Genomic DNA, 13,021 nt, shown 5'->3' with positions numbered 1-13,021 from the left:
GTTGCGCCATCCCCCTGAAAAGCCGCGCAGCGGCTCAGGGCGGCTTTTTGCGCGCGCGCGGATGGGCGGCGTCGTAGACCTTGGCCAGGTGCTGAAAGTCGAGCCGCGTGTAAACCTGCGTGGTGGTGATGTTGGCGTGGCCCAGCAGCTCCTGCACCGCGCGCAGGTCGCCGCTGCTTTGCAGAAGGTGGCTGGCAAACGAGTGGCGCAGCATGTGCGGGTGCACCGGTGTGGTCAGCCCTGCCTGCTGGCTGCGCTGGCGCAGGCGCAGCCAGATGGCCTGCGCCGTGAGCCGCGCGCCGCGCTGGCCCACAAACAGCGCGGCATCCAGCCGTGCCGAGCCCTCGCCACCAAACGGCGTGGCGCGGATGGCCAGCCAGGCCTGCAGCGCGGCCGTGGCGGCACTGCCCACGGGCACGCTGCGGCGCTTGCTGCCTTTGCCAAACACATGGGCCTCGCCCGCCTGCAGATCGATCCAGCCGCGCCCCAAGCGCTGGGTGTCGGCGTTGGGGACGGCGTCCAGCCCCGCCAGCTCGCCCACACGCAGACCACAGCCATACAGCAGCTCGACCATGGCCGCGTCGCGCGCTTCGAGCCAGGGGTCGGCGCCGGTGTTGTCAAACTCGGCCAGGCGCACGGCGTCGTCCACGCCCAGCGCCTTGGGCAGCGGCTTGGGCGCCTTGGGGGCGCGCACGTCCTGCACGGGGTTGTGCGGGACCAGCCCCTGCCGCCCGGCCCAGGTGAAAAAACCGCGCCAGCCCGAGAGGATGAGCGCAATGCCCCGCCCGCTGCGCCCCGCGCTGTGCATCTGCGCCACAAACCGGCGGATGTGCGCGCTGGTGAGTTGCAAGAGCGGCACATTCACGCCCGCCGCGAACTGCGCCAGCTTTTCCAGATCGAGGGTGTAGAGCGTGAGCGTGCGCGCGGCCAGCCGCTTTTCGACGCGCACATGCTCCAGGTAGCGCAGCACATGGGGGTCGGGGACGGTGGGCGTGTCAGACATGCTTGCCTTGGCTGGACGCCCAACGGGTTGCTGCGCGTGGGTGGGATTACTTCAGCCGCAGCAGGGCGGCGCTGGCCAGCTCAGCCATGCGCGACAGGAAGTCCGTGCCCATGGTGGCGTCAAAGCGCTGCGGGTCGTGCGAGCCCAGCACCAGCAGGCCAAATGCGGGCGTGGCGCTGTCGATGGCGCCCGCGCGCAGCGGCAGCAGCGCCAGCGACTGTGCCGGTTCGCCCGCCTCCTGCGCCAGCCAGCCCGCGGGCTCAAAGCCCAGGTTGGGGCCACAAAACGGCATGGTCAGGGACGAGGCAAACGCGCGCGCATCCTCGCTTGCGCCCTGGGTGAAGTCGGCATCGATGTAAGGGCCGGCCACGTCCCACACACGCACGGTGGCCTGGGGCACATCAAACAGGATGCGCACCCCATCAACCACGGCCTGGGGCAGGTCGAACGGGTCCTTCACCTGCAGCAACGCGCCCGTCCACTGGTGCACCTTGTGGGCAATGGCGGCGTTTTCGGTGCTGTTGCGCACCATCTCCATGATGCGGTGCTCCAGGCCCTTGATCTTTTCGCGCAGCATCTCGGCCTGGCGCTCCTGCAGGCTCACGGCGCGCGCGCCGTGGGGGCTGGTGATCTGCACGCTGGCCAGCACCTCGGCATGGCGCTCGAAGAAGCCAGGGGTGTTGGTCAGGAACTGGGCGATGTCGTCTTCGGTGATCGGTGGGATGTGGGAGGTCGTCATACGAGGGTGTCAGGAATGTCGATCTGGCCTTCGAACACCGTGGTGGCGGGGCCGGTCATGAAAACGGAATCGGCCTCCTGGCCGCTCCAGGCAATGGTGAGGCGGCCGCCGCGCGTGTCCACGTGCACCTCGGGGTCCAGCAGGCCCAGGCGGATGCCTGCCGACACCGCTGCGCAGGCACCGGTGCCACAGGCCAGGGTTTCGCCCACGCCGCGCTCAAACACACGCAGGCGCACATGGCGGCGGTCCACGATCTGCAGGTAGCCCGCATTCACCCGCTGCGGAAAGCGTGCGTGGCTTTCGATGAGCGGGCCGGTCTCCAGCACGGGCGCGGTGTCCACGTCGTCCACCAGCTGCACGGCATGGGGGTTGCCCATGGACACAACCGCTACCAAAACAATAGCTGAAAGCGCTTTACCATCAGGCGGTAACGGCCATTTTTGCCCCAAACCTTGCGCCACGGGCTCCAGGCCGGATGCATCAAACGGCACCTTGGCAGGGTCGAACTCGGGGCGCCCCATGTCCACGGTGACGCGGCCATCGGCCGTGAGGCGCGGGGCGATCACGCCGCTTTGGGTCTGCACACGGATTTGGTCCTTGCCGGTGAGCCCCTTGTCGTGCACAAAGCGCGCAAAGCAGCGCGCGCCGTTGCCACACTGCTCCACCTCGCCGCCATCGGCGTTGTGGATCACGTATTCGAAGTCGATGCCTTCACCCGGCGAGGGCCGCACGGTGAGGATCTGGTCGGCACCCACGCCAAAGTGGCGGTCGGCCAGAAAGCGGTATTGCGCCGCAGACAGCCCCAGGCGGCCCTGGGTTTCGTCGAGCACCACGAAATCGTTGCCCGCGCCTTGCATTTTGGTAAAGCGAATCTGCATGGGAAGGGATTATGGCCCCGGCCCTGCGCCAAACCGCGCGCGAGGGTAGGCTTCGCCACTCCATTCGTCCCCCGGCTTTTCAGGAACCGCGCATGACCGATCTTTCCGCTTTTGCCATCACCCGCAAGTGGCCAGCCCAGCATCCCGACCGCCTGCAGCTGTATTCGCTGCCCACGCCCAACGGCGTGAAGGTGTCGATTGCCCTCGAAGAACTGGGCCTGCCCTACGAGCCCCACCTGGTGAGCTTTGAGACCAACGACCAGACCTCGCCCGAATTCCTCTCGCTCAACCCCAACAACAAGATCCCGGCCATCCTGGACCCGAACGGGCCGGATGGAAAGCCGCTGGCGCTGTTCGAGTCCGGCGCCATCCTGGTCTACCTGGCCAGCAAGACCGGCCAATTGATGCCACAAGACACCGTCGGACGCTACGAAACCCTGCAGTGGGTGATGTGGCAGATGGGTGGTGTAGGCCCCATGTTTGGCCAGCTCGGCTTTTTCCACAAGTTTGCGGGCAAGGACTATGAAGACAAGCGTCCACGCGACCGGTATGTGGCCGAATCGAAGCGCCTGCTCAAGGTGCTGGACGAACGCCTTGCGGGCCGCCAGTGGGTGATGGGTGACCAGTACACCATCGCCGACATCGCCATCCTTCCCTGGGTGCGCAACCTGGTGGGCTTTTACGGCGCGGGCGAACTGGTGGAGTTTGGCCAGTTCAAGGAAGTGCAGCGCGTGCTCGCCGCCTTCGTGGCCCGCCCGGCGGTGGCCCGGGGGCTGGCAATTCCGGCACGCGGCTGACGGCCAGGGCGCCGGGTTTCTCATCCGCCCTTGATCTTGATCATGCCGCGCAGCCCGGCACCCGGCCGCCACGCACCTACCATGGGCCTCCTCAAAAAAACAGGGAGCACCCCATGGGATTGACCGTTGATGTTCTTCAGGATCTGGACCTGCACGACCTGCAGGCTGCCGCCCGCGCAGCGCTGCAGGAAACCAACGCCATCGCGCTGATCGAGTTGCTGGAAATGCTGTGGAGCTGCGATGTGGAGGGCGCCAACGCCGTCATCGACGCCGTGCTGCAGCGCCTGCAGCAACTGCGCGCCTTGCGCTGACGGCGGGCCTGCAAGACAGGTCTGCTCAGCCCAGACGCTCCTGCAAGAAATCCAGAAAACACGCGATGCGTGCCGCCAGCTGCGTGTTGCGGTAATACACCGCGCTGATGGGCTGGCGCACCTCCACCGTGTCCTTGGCCAGCACCTGCACCAGATCGCCGCGCGCGCGGTCGCCAGCGGTCATGAAGTCCGACAGGCACACAATGCCCACCCCCTGCAGCGCGAGCTGGCGCAACGTTTCGCCGCTCGATGCTGTGAGGCTGGGCACGATGGGCCAGGCATCACCATGCGCGCCCCGCAGCGGCCACTGGTTGAGCGACTCGGGCTGGTTGAAGCCCAGCAGCGTGTGCCGGGCCAGGTCCGCCACGCTCTTGGGCCTGCCCGTCCGCGCCAGGTAGTCAGGGCTGGCCAGCACCCGCAGGCGGCTGGTGCACAGGGGGCGCGCGTGCAGGGTGGAGTCGGGAAGCTGCCCGATGCGAATGGCCACGTCCGTGCGCCGCTCCAGCAGGTCGATGTATGTCTCGTCCGTGTCCAGCTGCAGCGTGATTTGCGGATAGGCCTTGCGAAACGCTGGCACCAGGGGCACCACGGCATGGAGCATGAACGGCGTGGCCGCATTCACCCGCAGGCGGCCGGCGGGCTGCTGGCGGCGCGCGGCCATGTGCTCCTCGGCGTCGTCGATGGAGGCCAGGATGGCGCGCGTGCGCTGCAAAAAGGCCTGGCCCTCCTCCGTCAGCTCGGTGCGGCGCGTGGTGCGGCGCAGCAGCGTGGTGTCCAGCTTTTTCTCCAGCCGCGCCAGCGCCCGGCTGATGCCCGAGACGGTCTGGCCCAGGGTGTCGGCTGCGGCCGTGATCGAACCGCCGTCCACCACGGCCACAAAGGCCTGCAGTTCTTCCAGCGTGGTTTTCATGGGGACTCCTGGCGCTTGATTGTTGATTTCAAATCAATTATCAATGGCACATAACTATCTTTTTCAGCAAGACTTAAACACCCACACTCCACAGCCCGAAAGCCTGAAAACTGGAGTGTTCCCATGCCCATTGCCTTGCTCGCGCTGACGCTCAGCGCATTTGCCATCGGCACGACCGAGTTCGTGATCGTTGGCCTGCTGCCCACCGTGGCGGCAGACCTTTCCATCAGCATCCCCTCGGCGGGCCTGCTGGTCAGCCTGTACGCCCTGGGGGTCGCCGTCGGCGCCCCGGTACTCACCGCACTCACCGGCAAGCTGCCGCGCAAGGCGCTGCTGTTGGCGCTGATGGCCTTGTTCACCGCCGGCAACCTGCTGGCCTGGCAGGCCCCCAGCTATGAGACGCTGGTGGCCGCGCGCATCCTGACCGGGCTGGCACATGGCGTGTTCTTCTCGATCGGCTCCACCATCGCCACCGGCCTGGTGCCGCGCGAGAAGGCCGCGAGCGCCATCGCCATCATGTTCACCGGCCTCACGGTGGCCATGGTCACCGGCGTGCCACTGGGCACTTTCATCGGCCAGCATTTCGGCTGGCGCGAGACCTTTCTGGCCGTGTCGGTCCTGGGGATGGTGGCCTTCATCGGCAGTGCAGTCTTTGTGCCCCGCCACATCGCCCACACGCCCCCCGCTTCGCTGGCGCAACAGGCCCAGGTGCTGGTCGAGCCCCGTCTGCTGCTGGTGTACGCCAAGACGGCCATTGGCTACGGCGGCACCTTCATTCCGTTCACCTTTCTCGCATCCATCCTCACCGACATCTCGGGCTTCAGCGCCCGTGCCGTGGGCTGGGTGATGCTGGTGTACGGCGTATCCGTGGCCGTGGGCAACCTCTGGGGCGGCAAGCTGGCCGACCGACTGGGCCCCATTCCTGCGCTGCGCATCATCTTTGCGCTGCTGGCGGCCGTGTTGCTGCTGCTGCAGTTCACCGCGCCCCACCCCTGGCTGGCCGTGGGCACCGTGCTGCTGTGGGGCGCCGTGGCATTCGGCAATGTGCCGGGGCTGCAGGTGTATGTGGTCAAGCAGGCCGAGCGCTTCACGCCGCAAGCGGTGGACGTGGCCTCGGGCCTGAACATCGCTGCCTTCAACCTGGGCATTGCAGGCGCCGCGTGGGCCGGAGGCCTGATGGTGACGCACCTGGGCCTGCAGCACACGCCGTGGATCGGTGCGCTGGTGGTGCTGGTGTCGCTGGCCCTCACGCACTGGAGCGGCGTGCTGGACCGGCGCAGCGGCATCCCCGTGCGTGCCGCTGGTGTGGTGCCTGCGGGGCACTGAGCCCACGTCAGCCCGCCATCACCCGCACAAAAGCCGGCACCACGCCCAGCAGGTCGTCGCGCCGCTGCACCGCATGCACATCGGCGCGCGGTGCCTTGGCGCCCAGGGGCTTGAACACCACGCGCGGCCCGAACAGCATGCCCAGGGACGACGGCACCAGGGCCACGCCCAGCCCAGCCGCCACCAGGCTCAGCACAGCCGCCAGCTCCACCGTGGTCTGCGCCACCCGGGGCGCAAAGCCCGCCTGCACGCAGCACTGCACCATGTGCTCGGCATGGGCCGATGAATCACGGCGCAGCATCACAAAGGGCTCGCTGCGCAGGTCCTTCAAGGCCAGCGCCTTGCGCGCTGCGAGTGGGTGGCCGGGCGGCAAAGCAGCCACCACAGGGTCGGGCCACAGCAGGGTGCTGGCGAGCTGGTCGTCATTCACTGCCGTGCGCGAGATGCCCACATCGATGCGCTTGTCGCGCAGTGCCGCCTGCTGCAGCGAGGGCTGCATCTCGTGCAGCACCACGTCCACGCCCGGGTGGCTTTGCCGGTAGCGCGCCAGCGCCGCCGGAAACGGCCCGAGGAAATGTGAGCCCGACAGCCCCACCTCGATGCGCCCGGCCTGCCCCTGGCCGATGGCCGCCACACGCTGGCGCGCCGTGTCCAGCCGCTCCAGCACCGCACGCGCATCCACCAGATAGGCCTGGCCTGCCAGCGTCAGCTCCACGCGTCGGCTGGTGCGCACGAAGAGCTGGGCGCCCAGTTCTTGTTCCAGCTGGGCGATCTGCAGGCTCAGCGGCGGCTGCGAGACATGCAGGCGCTGCGCGGCACGTGTGAAGCTCAGCTCTTCCGCCAGGGCGACGAAGTAACGCAGGTGGCGCAGTTCCATTGATACTTTTCCGATCTAGATCAAGACCAACAATATATTGGACTGTAAACCCCGCCGTTTCGACAATACGCCCAGACCACAACAACCCGGCGGAGACACCCATGAAGATTTCACACAGCCTGATGGCAGCCACGCTCGCTCTTTCCAGCCTGGCCATGGCGCAAGACAACTACCCCAGCAAAGCCATCACGCTCACCGTGCCCAACCCGCCCGGCGGTGTGGTGGACACCTCGGCCCGCCTGCTCAACGAGCCGCTGGCCCGTGTGATCGGCCAGCCCGTGGTGATCGACAACAAGGCAGGCGGCAGCGGCAACGTGGCCTATGGCGCCGTGGCCCGCGCCAAGGCCGATGGCTACAACCTGCTGATCTCGTACTCGGCCTACCACGTGGGCAACCCGGCGCTCACCCCCAGTCTGCCCTGGGAGGCCAAGGACTTCGCCCCCATCGCGCTGCTCACCGTGGCCACCAACGTGATTGCCGCTCACCCCTCGGTGCCAGCCAACAACCTCAAGGAATTCATCGCGTACCTCAAGGCCAACCCGGGCAAGGTGAACTACGCCTCGCAGGGCAACGGCTCGCTGTCGCACATCGGCACCGAGATCCTCAAGCAGCAGAGCGGCACCTTCATGACCCACATCCCCTACCGTGGCTCGGGCCCTGCGGTGGCCGATGTGCTGGCGGGCCAGGTGCAGGTGTTCATCACCACGCCACCGTCGGTCATGCAGCATGTGCTGAGTGGCAAGCTCAAGGCCTTTGCCGTGACCGGCACCAAGCGCCACCCCGGTCTTCCCAACGTGCCCACCGTGGCCGAGGCCGGCATGCCCGACTTCAAGCTCGAAGCCTGGGTGGGCCTGTTCGCCCCGGCCGCCACGCCACCCGCCGTGGTGGCCAAGCTCACAGCCGATGTGAAGAAGGCGCTGGACATGCCCGAGACACGCCAGCGCGCCGACGCGGCGGGCATCGAACTGCGCTACCTGCCGCCCGACGCGCTGGGTGAGCTGGTGAAGACCGAAACCGCCTACTGGGCCAAGACCATCAAGGCCGCCGGCATCAAGGCCGACTGACCGGCCCACAAACATCCCCTGCGCACTCCCATTCCCGGCGCTTTGCGCGCCGGTTGGGCAGCGCTTTGCCCATCTATCCCTGAAAGACCACCATGCAACGCACTTACCGCATCGGGCAGATCGTGCCCAGCTCCAACACCACCATGGAGACCGAGATCCCGGCCATGCTGCGCGCCCGCGAGCAGATCCTGCCCGAGCGCTTCAGCTTCCACGCCAGCCGCATGCGCATGCAAAAGGTCACCAAGGAAGAGCTGGCCGCGATGGACCGCGACTCTGACCGCTGCGCGCTGGAGCTGTCGGACGGCAAGATGGACGTGATGGGCTACGCCTGCCTCGTGGCCATCATGAGCATGGGCCTGGGCTACCACCGCACATCCGAAAAGCGGCTGCACGAGGTCACCGTGGCCAATGGCAAGCCCGCGCCCGTGGTGTCCAGCGCAGGCGCACTGGTCGAAGGGCTCAAGGCCATGGGCGCGAAGAAGGTCTCGGTGCTCACGCCGTACATGAAGCCGCTGACCCAACTGGTGGTGGACTACATCGAGCACGAAGGCATTGCCGTGCACGACAGCCTGTCGCTGGAAATTGCCGACAACCTGCAGGTGGGCGCACAGGACCCGGCCGCCCCGGCCGAGCTGGTGCAACGGCTGGACACGCGCGGCGTGGATGTGGTGGTGATCTCGGCCTGCGTGCAGATGCCCTCGCTGGCGTCCGTGCAGATGGCACAGGACCAGTTGGGCATTCCTGTCGTGTCCGCCGCTGCATGCACCACCTGGGCGATGCTCAAGCGCCTGGGGCTGGAAACGCGGGTACCCAACGCAGGCGCGCTGCTCTCCGGCGCCTACTGATCCCTGCGCGGAGCAAAAGGCTTCGTCTTTGGCGGAAGCCGAAAGCAGCTAGGGCGTGTCATCAATCAATACCCCCACGCGCTGACCCCGCAATGCGGATGGATGCGCGAAGCGGGGCGCAGCCCATAGTCATCTATGGGCAAGCCACGCGACAAAGCAGACGCCGCATTGCGGGGTCAGCCCGGAGGGAAAGCCATCCAGGCCGCGCATTGCGTCGTTGCCCTTCGCTTGTGTAGCGGGGCTACACGGCACTCAGGGCGCCTAGCACTGCACGGCCTGGATGGCTTTCGCGTGGGGGTATTGATTGATGACACGCCCTAGGGGCAACGCCGGATAATGGCCCGATGCCTCGCTCCACCCAACAGCTCCACCCCTTCCGCGAACCCGTCGCCACCCGCCCCGCCGCCACCGTGCTGCTACTGCGCGATGCCACCGCCGCTGACGGCGCGGGGGGGATCGAGGTGCTGATGACGCGGCGCTCCGACAAAGCCAGCTTTGCTCCGGGCGCCTATGTGTTCCCCGGCGGCGGCATCGATGCGCTGGATGCGGCCCCCGACACCCACGCGGCCGCTGACTGCCGCCCCACGCAGAGCGACCTGCACCTCACGCAGGCGATCGCCGCCATCCGCGAGAGCTTTGAAGAGCTGGGCATCCTGCTCGCGCGCCATACCGATGGCCCGCGCCAGGGGCAGATGGCCGATGCGCAGGACATCGCCGCCATCGACCGCCACCAGCCCTTTGTGGCGCAATGCGCCGCGCGCGGGCTGCGGCTGGCGGCCGACGGCGTGTTTCTGCTCGCGCACTGGATCACCGACCGCGACCTGCCGCGCCGCTTTGACGTTCCCTTCCTCGTCGCCCGCATGCCCGAGGGCCAGGAGCCCGTGGCCGACGAGGCCGAGCAGTTTGAGCCCGTGTGGGTGCGCCCGGCCGATGCGCTGGCGCGGCACGAGGCAGGGCAGTTCTTCATGATCTTCCCGACCATCCGCACCCTGCAGCGGCTGGCCGCGTTTTGCAGCACGCAGGCGGTGTTCGATGCGCTGAAAAGCGAAGCGCCGCTGTGGACCAGCTGCCCGCGCGCGGGCACGCTGGCAGGCAAAGAGGCCCGCTACATGGAAAGCGACATGCCCTACGGCGAGCTGGCCCTGGTCTGCCCCGACGGGCAGATCGTGCACCCGCTGGACTGGCAGACCGAGCGCCCCGTGCCGCTGCTGCGCAATGTGATGCGCCTCACCGCCCCCAACCCCGGCGTGATGACCGGCCCCGGCACCAACAGCTACCTGGTGGGCGACCCGGCCACGGGTTTCATCGCCATCGACCCCGGCCCGGCCGACCCCGAGCACCTGGACAAACTCTGGCGCGCTGCGGGCGGCGACATCCGCATGATTGTCTGCACGCACTCGCACCCCGACCATTCGCCCGGCGCAGCACCGCTGCAGGCGCAGTGTGTGCAGGCAGGCAGGCCCCAACCGCCGATCCTGGGCCTGCCCTCGGCCCCCACGGCGCGCGCCGCCAGCCAGTTCACGCCCGACAGGGCGCTACAAAATGATGAGCTACTCAGGCTGAATGGTGGCGCGGGAGAGGCCAAAATCACCCATACCCTGCAGGTCATCCACACCCCCGGCCACGCGGCCAACCACCTGTGCCTGCTGCTGGTGGAAGACGGCCTGCTCTTCAGCGGCGACCACATCCTGAACGGCAACACCACCGTGGTGGACCCACCGGACGGCAACATGGCCGACTACCTGGATTCGCTGGACCGGCTGGACGCCGTCTGCGCCGAGCAGGGCGTGGAGTTCATCCTGCCCGCGCACGGTTATGTGCTCGGCGATGCGCGCGGCGCCATCGCCAAGCTCAAGGCCCACCGCCTGGCGCGCGAGGCCAAGGTGCTGGCCGCCATGCAGGCGCTGCCCCAGGGCAGCATGGAAGACTGGGTGCGCCACGCCTACGACGACGTGCCGCCGCGCATGTGGCCGGTGGCGCAGCGCTCGCTGCTGGCGCATGTGGAACGCATCCGCTCCCAGCGCCCCGGCAACAACTGAACCGAAGAACACCCAAACACAATCACCCTGATTCAATGACCGAGAAGAACCCCGACCCCACCCACATCCGCCTGGCCAAACGCGTGGCCGAACAACTGAACTGCTCGCGCAGCACGGCCGAGCAATTCATCGAGGGCGGCTTTGTGAGCGTGGACGGCCAGATCGAGGAAGCCCCCGGCGCGCGCGTGCGGCCCGATCAGACGGTAGCGGTCGCACCCGATGCCAGCCTGCTGGAGCTGACCCCGGTCACCTTGTTGCTGCACAAGCCCGCAGGGTTTGAAGCCGGCCTGGGTCTGCCAGGCGCACCCACAGGGCAAGCGGCCCACGCCAGCCGCAGCCAGGGGGCGCAACAGGCGCTCACGCTGCTCAGCGCCGCGTCCCACCTGCCCGAAGACGCCTCGGGCATCCGCGTGCTGCAGCGCCACTTCAAGCAGCTCGAATGCTTCACGCCCTTGCCCACCGAGGCCAGCGGCCTCGTGGTCTACACGCAGGACAAACGCATCGCGCGCAAGCTGGCCGAAGACATCGAGGTGCTGGAGCAGGAGTGCATCGTCGAAGTGGCGGGCGACATCGCCCCCAACGGCCTGCAGCGCCTGTGCCATGGCCTGAGCTTCAACGGCCGCCCGCTGCCGCCCATCAAGGTGAGCTGGCAGAACGAAACCAAGCTGCGCTTTGCGCTCAAGGGCATTCGCCCAGGCCAGATTCCGGCCATGTGCGATGCCGTGAGCCTCTCGGTGGTGGGCATCAAGCGCATCCGCATCGGCCGCGTGCCACTGGCCAAGGTGCCCGAGGGGCAATGGCGCTACCTGCAGCCGTGGGAGAAGTTCTGAGGCGGTATGAATCAGCCCAGATATGCTCCTGAAAACATAGCTATCCAGGCATGATGGCCGAGCGCTGACGGCCATTTTTTCATGATTCCCTTGCGCTGGGGCCGCTGCTACACTGCGCGGCACTCAGGAGGGAGTTCATGAACCAACAACAATCCGGTGGCACGGCGGGGCCGATGTCCACCTTCATGCCACAGGCCATCGATGCCCACCCCATCGAATTCACCGGCAGCGGTGGCGAGTATTTCCGGGTGTGGATCGTCAACGTGCTGCTGTCCATCGTCACGCTGGGCATCTACACCCCCTGGGCCCGGCGCCGCACCGCCCAGTATTTCTACAGCCACACCCTGGTGGCGGGCAGCCCCCTCGAATTCACCGCGCAGCAGCGCAAGATGGTGATGGGTTTTGTGATGCTGATGATGCTCACCATTGCCTACAACATCGCCGTCCGAACCGGGCAGGACACGGCCGTGGGACTGTTCCTTCTGGCGGGCGCGGCGCTGGCCCCGTTCATCTGGGCCAGCGCCATGCGTTTTCGCCTTGGGGCCACGCGCTGGCGCGGCCTGCGGCTGCAGTTCACCGCGAGCTGGAAAGAGGTTTACATCGCCAGCTGGCCCGTGTTTGCACTGGCACTGGTGTGGTTTGGCGTGTTCTTCGGCCTGCAGATGCTCTCACCCGACCTGGCGCAGGCCATGGACGCCGTCGAGGAAGAAGGCAAGAAAGCCCCCATGCCCAGCTTCACCCCGGCCATGGGCGGCTTGCTGCTGCTGGGCCCGGTGCTGTCGATCCTGTGTTTCATCCGGCTGGAATACAACTTCAAGAGCCTGCTGGTGCTCAAGGCCCAGATCGGCGCCGAAAAAGGCCGCTGGAAGCCGGTCTACATGGACTTTGTGAAGATCTGGCTGGCCACTGTGGCCGTGTTCATCCTGTGTGTGGTGGGCATCGCCGCCCTGGTGGGCGTGCTCGCGGGCAGCTCCATCGCGCTGATGGCCAGCCAGAGCGAGCGCATGGGCCTGTGGATGATCGTGGTGGGCATCGTGGCTGCCGTGGTGGGTTTCTTCATGCTGATCCTGGCCTCGGCCCCCGCCCGGGCCTACCGTGAGGCGCGCATGTTCCAGCTCATGTGGAACAACATCGGCGTGAGCCATGTGGCCCGCTTCAAAAGCCGCCTCAAGAGCAGCAGCTATGTGTGGCTGCGCATCAAGAACATCCTGCTCACCCTGCTCACGCTGGGCCTGTACCGCCCGTTTGCGCGGGTGAGTGAATACCGCATGAAGGTCGAGTCCGTCACCCTGCACGTCAAGGGTGGCGTGGAACAGGTGGCCGGTGCCATGGTGCGCCAGCAGCAGGGCGGCCTGGGCGATGCGCTGGCAGATGCTGCTGGCCTCGACCTCATCGGTTGAGC

The 13,021-nt window shown here is 67.1% G+C and carries 13 protein-coding genes; 8 read left to right on the top strand and 5 right to left on the bottom strand.

What is annotated here, in order from left to right; all coding sequences use genetic code 11:
* Positions 1–34 precede the first annotated feature (34 nt).
* Genes ACSQ3O_RS03990 through dapF form a run of 3 tightly spaced genes read right to left on the bottom strand, consistent with a single transcriptional unit; the run spans position 35 to position 2,620 of the window.
* Positions 35–1,003: a tyrosine recombinase XerC gene (locus ACSQ3O_RS03990; RefSeq protein ID WP_436137938.1), complete on the bottom strand. Its 969-nt coding sequence runs from the start codon at positions 1,001–1,003 to the stop codon at positions 35–37.
* A gap of 46 nt (positions 1,004–1,049) precedes the next feature.
* Positions 1,050–1,742 carry a DUF484 family protein gene (locus tag ACSQ3O_RS03985; RefSeq protein WP_137746952.1) on the bottom strand — a complete coding sequence of 231 codons (693 nt, stop codon included), beginning with the start codon at positions 1,740–1,742 and terminating at the stop codon, positions 1,050–1,052.
* Positions 1,739–2,620, bottom strand: a complete 882-nt coding sequence (gene dapF / locus ACSQ3O_RS03980; RefSeq protein WP_436137937.1) for a diaminopimelate epimerase — start codon at positions 2,618–2,620, stop codon at positions 1,739–1,741. Before dapF ends, ACSQ3O_RS03985 begins: the two co-directional genes overlap by 4 nt.
* 92 nt (positions 2,621–2,712) lie before the next feature.
* On the opposite strand from dapF, the gene ACSQ3O_RS03975 reads away from it, so the two are divergent.
* Entirely contained in the window at positions 2,713–3,417 is a 705-nt protein-coding gene (locus ACSQ3O_RS03975; protein WP_436137936.1) for a glutathione S-transferase N-terminal domain-containing protein, read from the top strand.
* Between the two features lie 113 nt (positions 3,418–3,530).
* The gene (locus ACSQ3O_RS03970) at positions 3,531–3,728 is read left to right on the top strand and encodes a hypothetical protein (protein WP_291437212.1); all 198 of its coding nucleotides are present in this window, start codon (positions 3,531–3,533) and stop codon (positions 3,726–3,728) included.
* Between the two features lie 25 nt (positions 3,729–3,753).
* On the opposite strand, the gene ACSQ3O_RS03965 is transcribed toward ACSQ3O_RS03970, so the two are convergent.
* Complete coding sequence (locus ACSQ3O_RS03965; RefSeq protein ID WP_436137935.1) at positions 3,754–4,638, bottom strand: LysR substrate-binding domain-containing protein; 885 nt, start codon at positions 4,636–4,638, stop codon at positions 3,754–3,756.
* Positions 4,639–4,761: 123 nt separating this feature from the next.
* On the opposite strand from ACSQ3O_RS03965, the gene ACSQ3O_RS03960 reads away from it, so the two are divergent.
* Positions 4,762–5,964 carry an MFS transporter gene (locus tag ACSQ3O_RS03960; RefSeq protein WP_436137934.1) on the top strand — a complete coding sequence of 401 codons (1,203 nt, stop codon included), beginning with the start codon at positions 4,762–4,764 and terminating at the stop codon, positions 5,962–5,964.
* A gap of 7 nt (positions 5,965–5,971) precedes the next feature.
* On the opposite strand, the gene ACSQ3O_RS03955 is transcribed toward ACSQ3O_RS03960, so the two are convergent.
* The gene (locus ACSQ3O_RS03955; protein WP_436137933.1) at positions 5,972–6,841 is read right to left on the bottom strand and encodes a LysR substrate-binding domain-containing protein; all 870 of its coding nucleotides are present in this window, start codon (positions 6,839–6,841) and stop codon (positions 5,972–5,974) included.
* Positions 6,842–6,942: 101 nt separating this feature from the next.
* On the opposite strand from ACSQ3O_RS03955, the gene ACSQ3O_RS03950 reads away from it, so the two are divergent.
* The 5 genes from ACSQ3O_RS03950 (at position 6,943) to ACSQ3O_RS03930 (ending at position 13,019) form a co-directional block, all read left to right on the top strand.
* Positions 6,943–7,905, top strand: a complete 963-nt coding sequence (locus ACSQ3O_RS03950) for a Bug family tripartite tricarboxylate transporter substrate binding protein (protein ID WP_436137932.1) — start codon at positions 6,943–6,945, stop codon at positions 7,903–7,905.
* Between the two features lie 92 nt (positions 7,906–7,997).
* The gene (locus ACSQ3O_RS03945; RefSeq protein WP_436137931.1) at positions 7,998–8,750 is read left to right on the top strand and encodes a maleate cis-trans isomerase family protein; all 753 of its coding nucleotides are present in this window, start codon (positions 7,998–8,000) and stop codon (positions 8,748–8,750) included.
* A gap of 344 nt (positions 8,751–9,094) precedes the next feature.
* On the top strand, positions 9,095–10,789 hold the full coding sequence (locus ACSQ3O_RS03940; protein WP_436137930.1) for an MBL fold metallo-hydrolase: 1,695 nt from the start codon (positions 9,095–9,097) through the stop codon (positions 10,787–10,789).
* A 35-nt stretch (positions 10,790–10,824) separates the two neighbouring features.
* The gene (locus ACSQ3O_RS03935) at positions 10,825–11,619 is read left to right on the top strand and encodes an rRNA pseudouridine synthase (RefSeq protein ID WP_436137929.1); all 795 of its coding nucleotides are present in this window, start codon (positions 10,825–10,827) and stop codon (positions 11,617–11,619) included.
* A 137-nt stretch (positions 11,620–11,756) separates the two neighbouring features.
* Positions 11,757–13,019: a YjgN family protein gene (locus tag ACSQ3O_RS03930; RefSeq protein ID WP_436137928.1), complete on the top strand. Its 1,263-nt coding sequence runs from the start codon at positions 11,757–11,759 to the stop codon at positions 13,017–13,019.
* Positions 13,020–13,021: the final 2 nt, after the last annotated feature.

This window comes from Acidovorax sp. LjRoot74, from assembly GCF_964254355.1.
Lineage (GTDB): Bacteria > Pseudomonadota > Gammaproteobacteria > Burkholderiales > Burkholderiaceae_C > Acidovorax.
Note: the sequence above shows the minus strand (reverse complement) of the source record. Positions and strands in the feature narration are given on the sequence as shown.

Bases quoted from the DNA above. Each gene is read 5' to 3' on its own strand.
- ACSQ3O_RS03990 (WP_436137938.1), bottom strand. From the start codon at position 1,003: ATGTCTGACACGCCCACCGTCCCCGACCCCCATGTGCTGCGCTACCTG.
- ACSQ3O_RS03985 (WP_137746952.1), bottom strand. From the start codon at position 1,742: ATGACGACCTCCCACATCCCACCGATCACCGAAGACGACATCGCCCAG.
- dapF (WP_436137937.1), bottom strand. From the start codon at position 2,620: ATGCAGATTCGCTTTACCAAAATGCAAGGCGCGGGCAACGATTTCGTG.
- ACSQ3O_RS03975 (WP_436137936.1), top strand. From the start codon at position 2,713: ATGACCGATCTTTCCGCTTTTGCCATCACCCGCAAGTGGCCAGCCCAG.
- ACSQ3O_RS03970 (WP_291437212.1), top strand. From the start codon at position 3,531: ATGGGATTGACCGTTGATGTTCTTCAGGATCTGGACCTGCACGACCTG.
- ACSQ3O_RS03965 (WP_436137935.1), bottom strand. From the start codon at position 4,638: ATGAAAACCACGCTGGAAGAACTGCAGGCCTTTGTGGCCGTGGTGGAC.
- ACSQ3O_RS03960 (WP_436137934.1), top strand. From the start codon at position 4,762: ATGCCCATTGCCTTGCTCGCGCTGACGCTCAGCGCATTTGCCATCGGC.
- ACSQ3O_RS03955 (WP_436137933.1), bottom strand. From the start codon at position 6,841: ATGGAACTGCGCCACCTGCGTTACTTCGTCGCCCTGGCGGAAGAGCTG.
- ACSQ3O_RS03950 (WP_436137932.1), top strand. From the start codon at position 6,943: ATGAAGATTTCACACAGCCTGATGGCAGCCACGCTCGCTCTTTCCAGC.
- ACSQ3O_RS03945 (WP_436137931.1), top strand. From the start codon at position 7,998: ATGCAACGCACTTACCGCATCGGGCAGATCGTGCCCAGCTCCAACACC.
- ACSQ3O_RS03940 (WP_436137930.1), top strand. From the start codon at position 9,095: ATGCCTCGCTCCACCCAACAGCTCCACCCCTTCCGCGAACCCGTCGCC.
- ACSQ3O_RS03935 (WP_436137929.1), top strand. From the start codon at position 10,825: ATGACCGAGAAGAACCCCGACCCCACCCACATCCGCCTGGCCAAACGC.
- ACSQ3O_RS03930 (WP_436137928.1), top strand. From the start codon at position 11,757: ATGAACCAACAACAATCCGGTGGCACGGCGGGGCCGATGTCCACCTTC.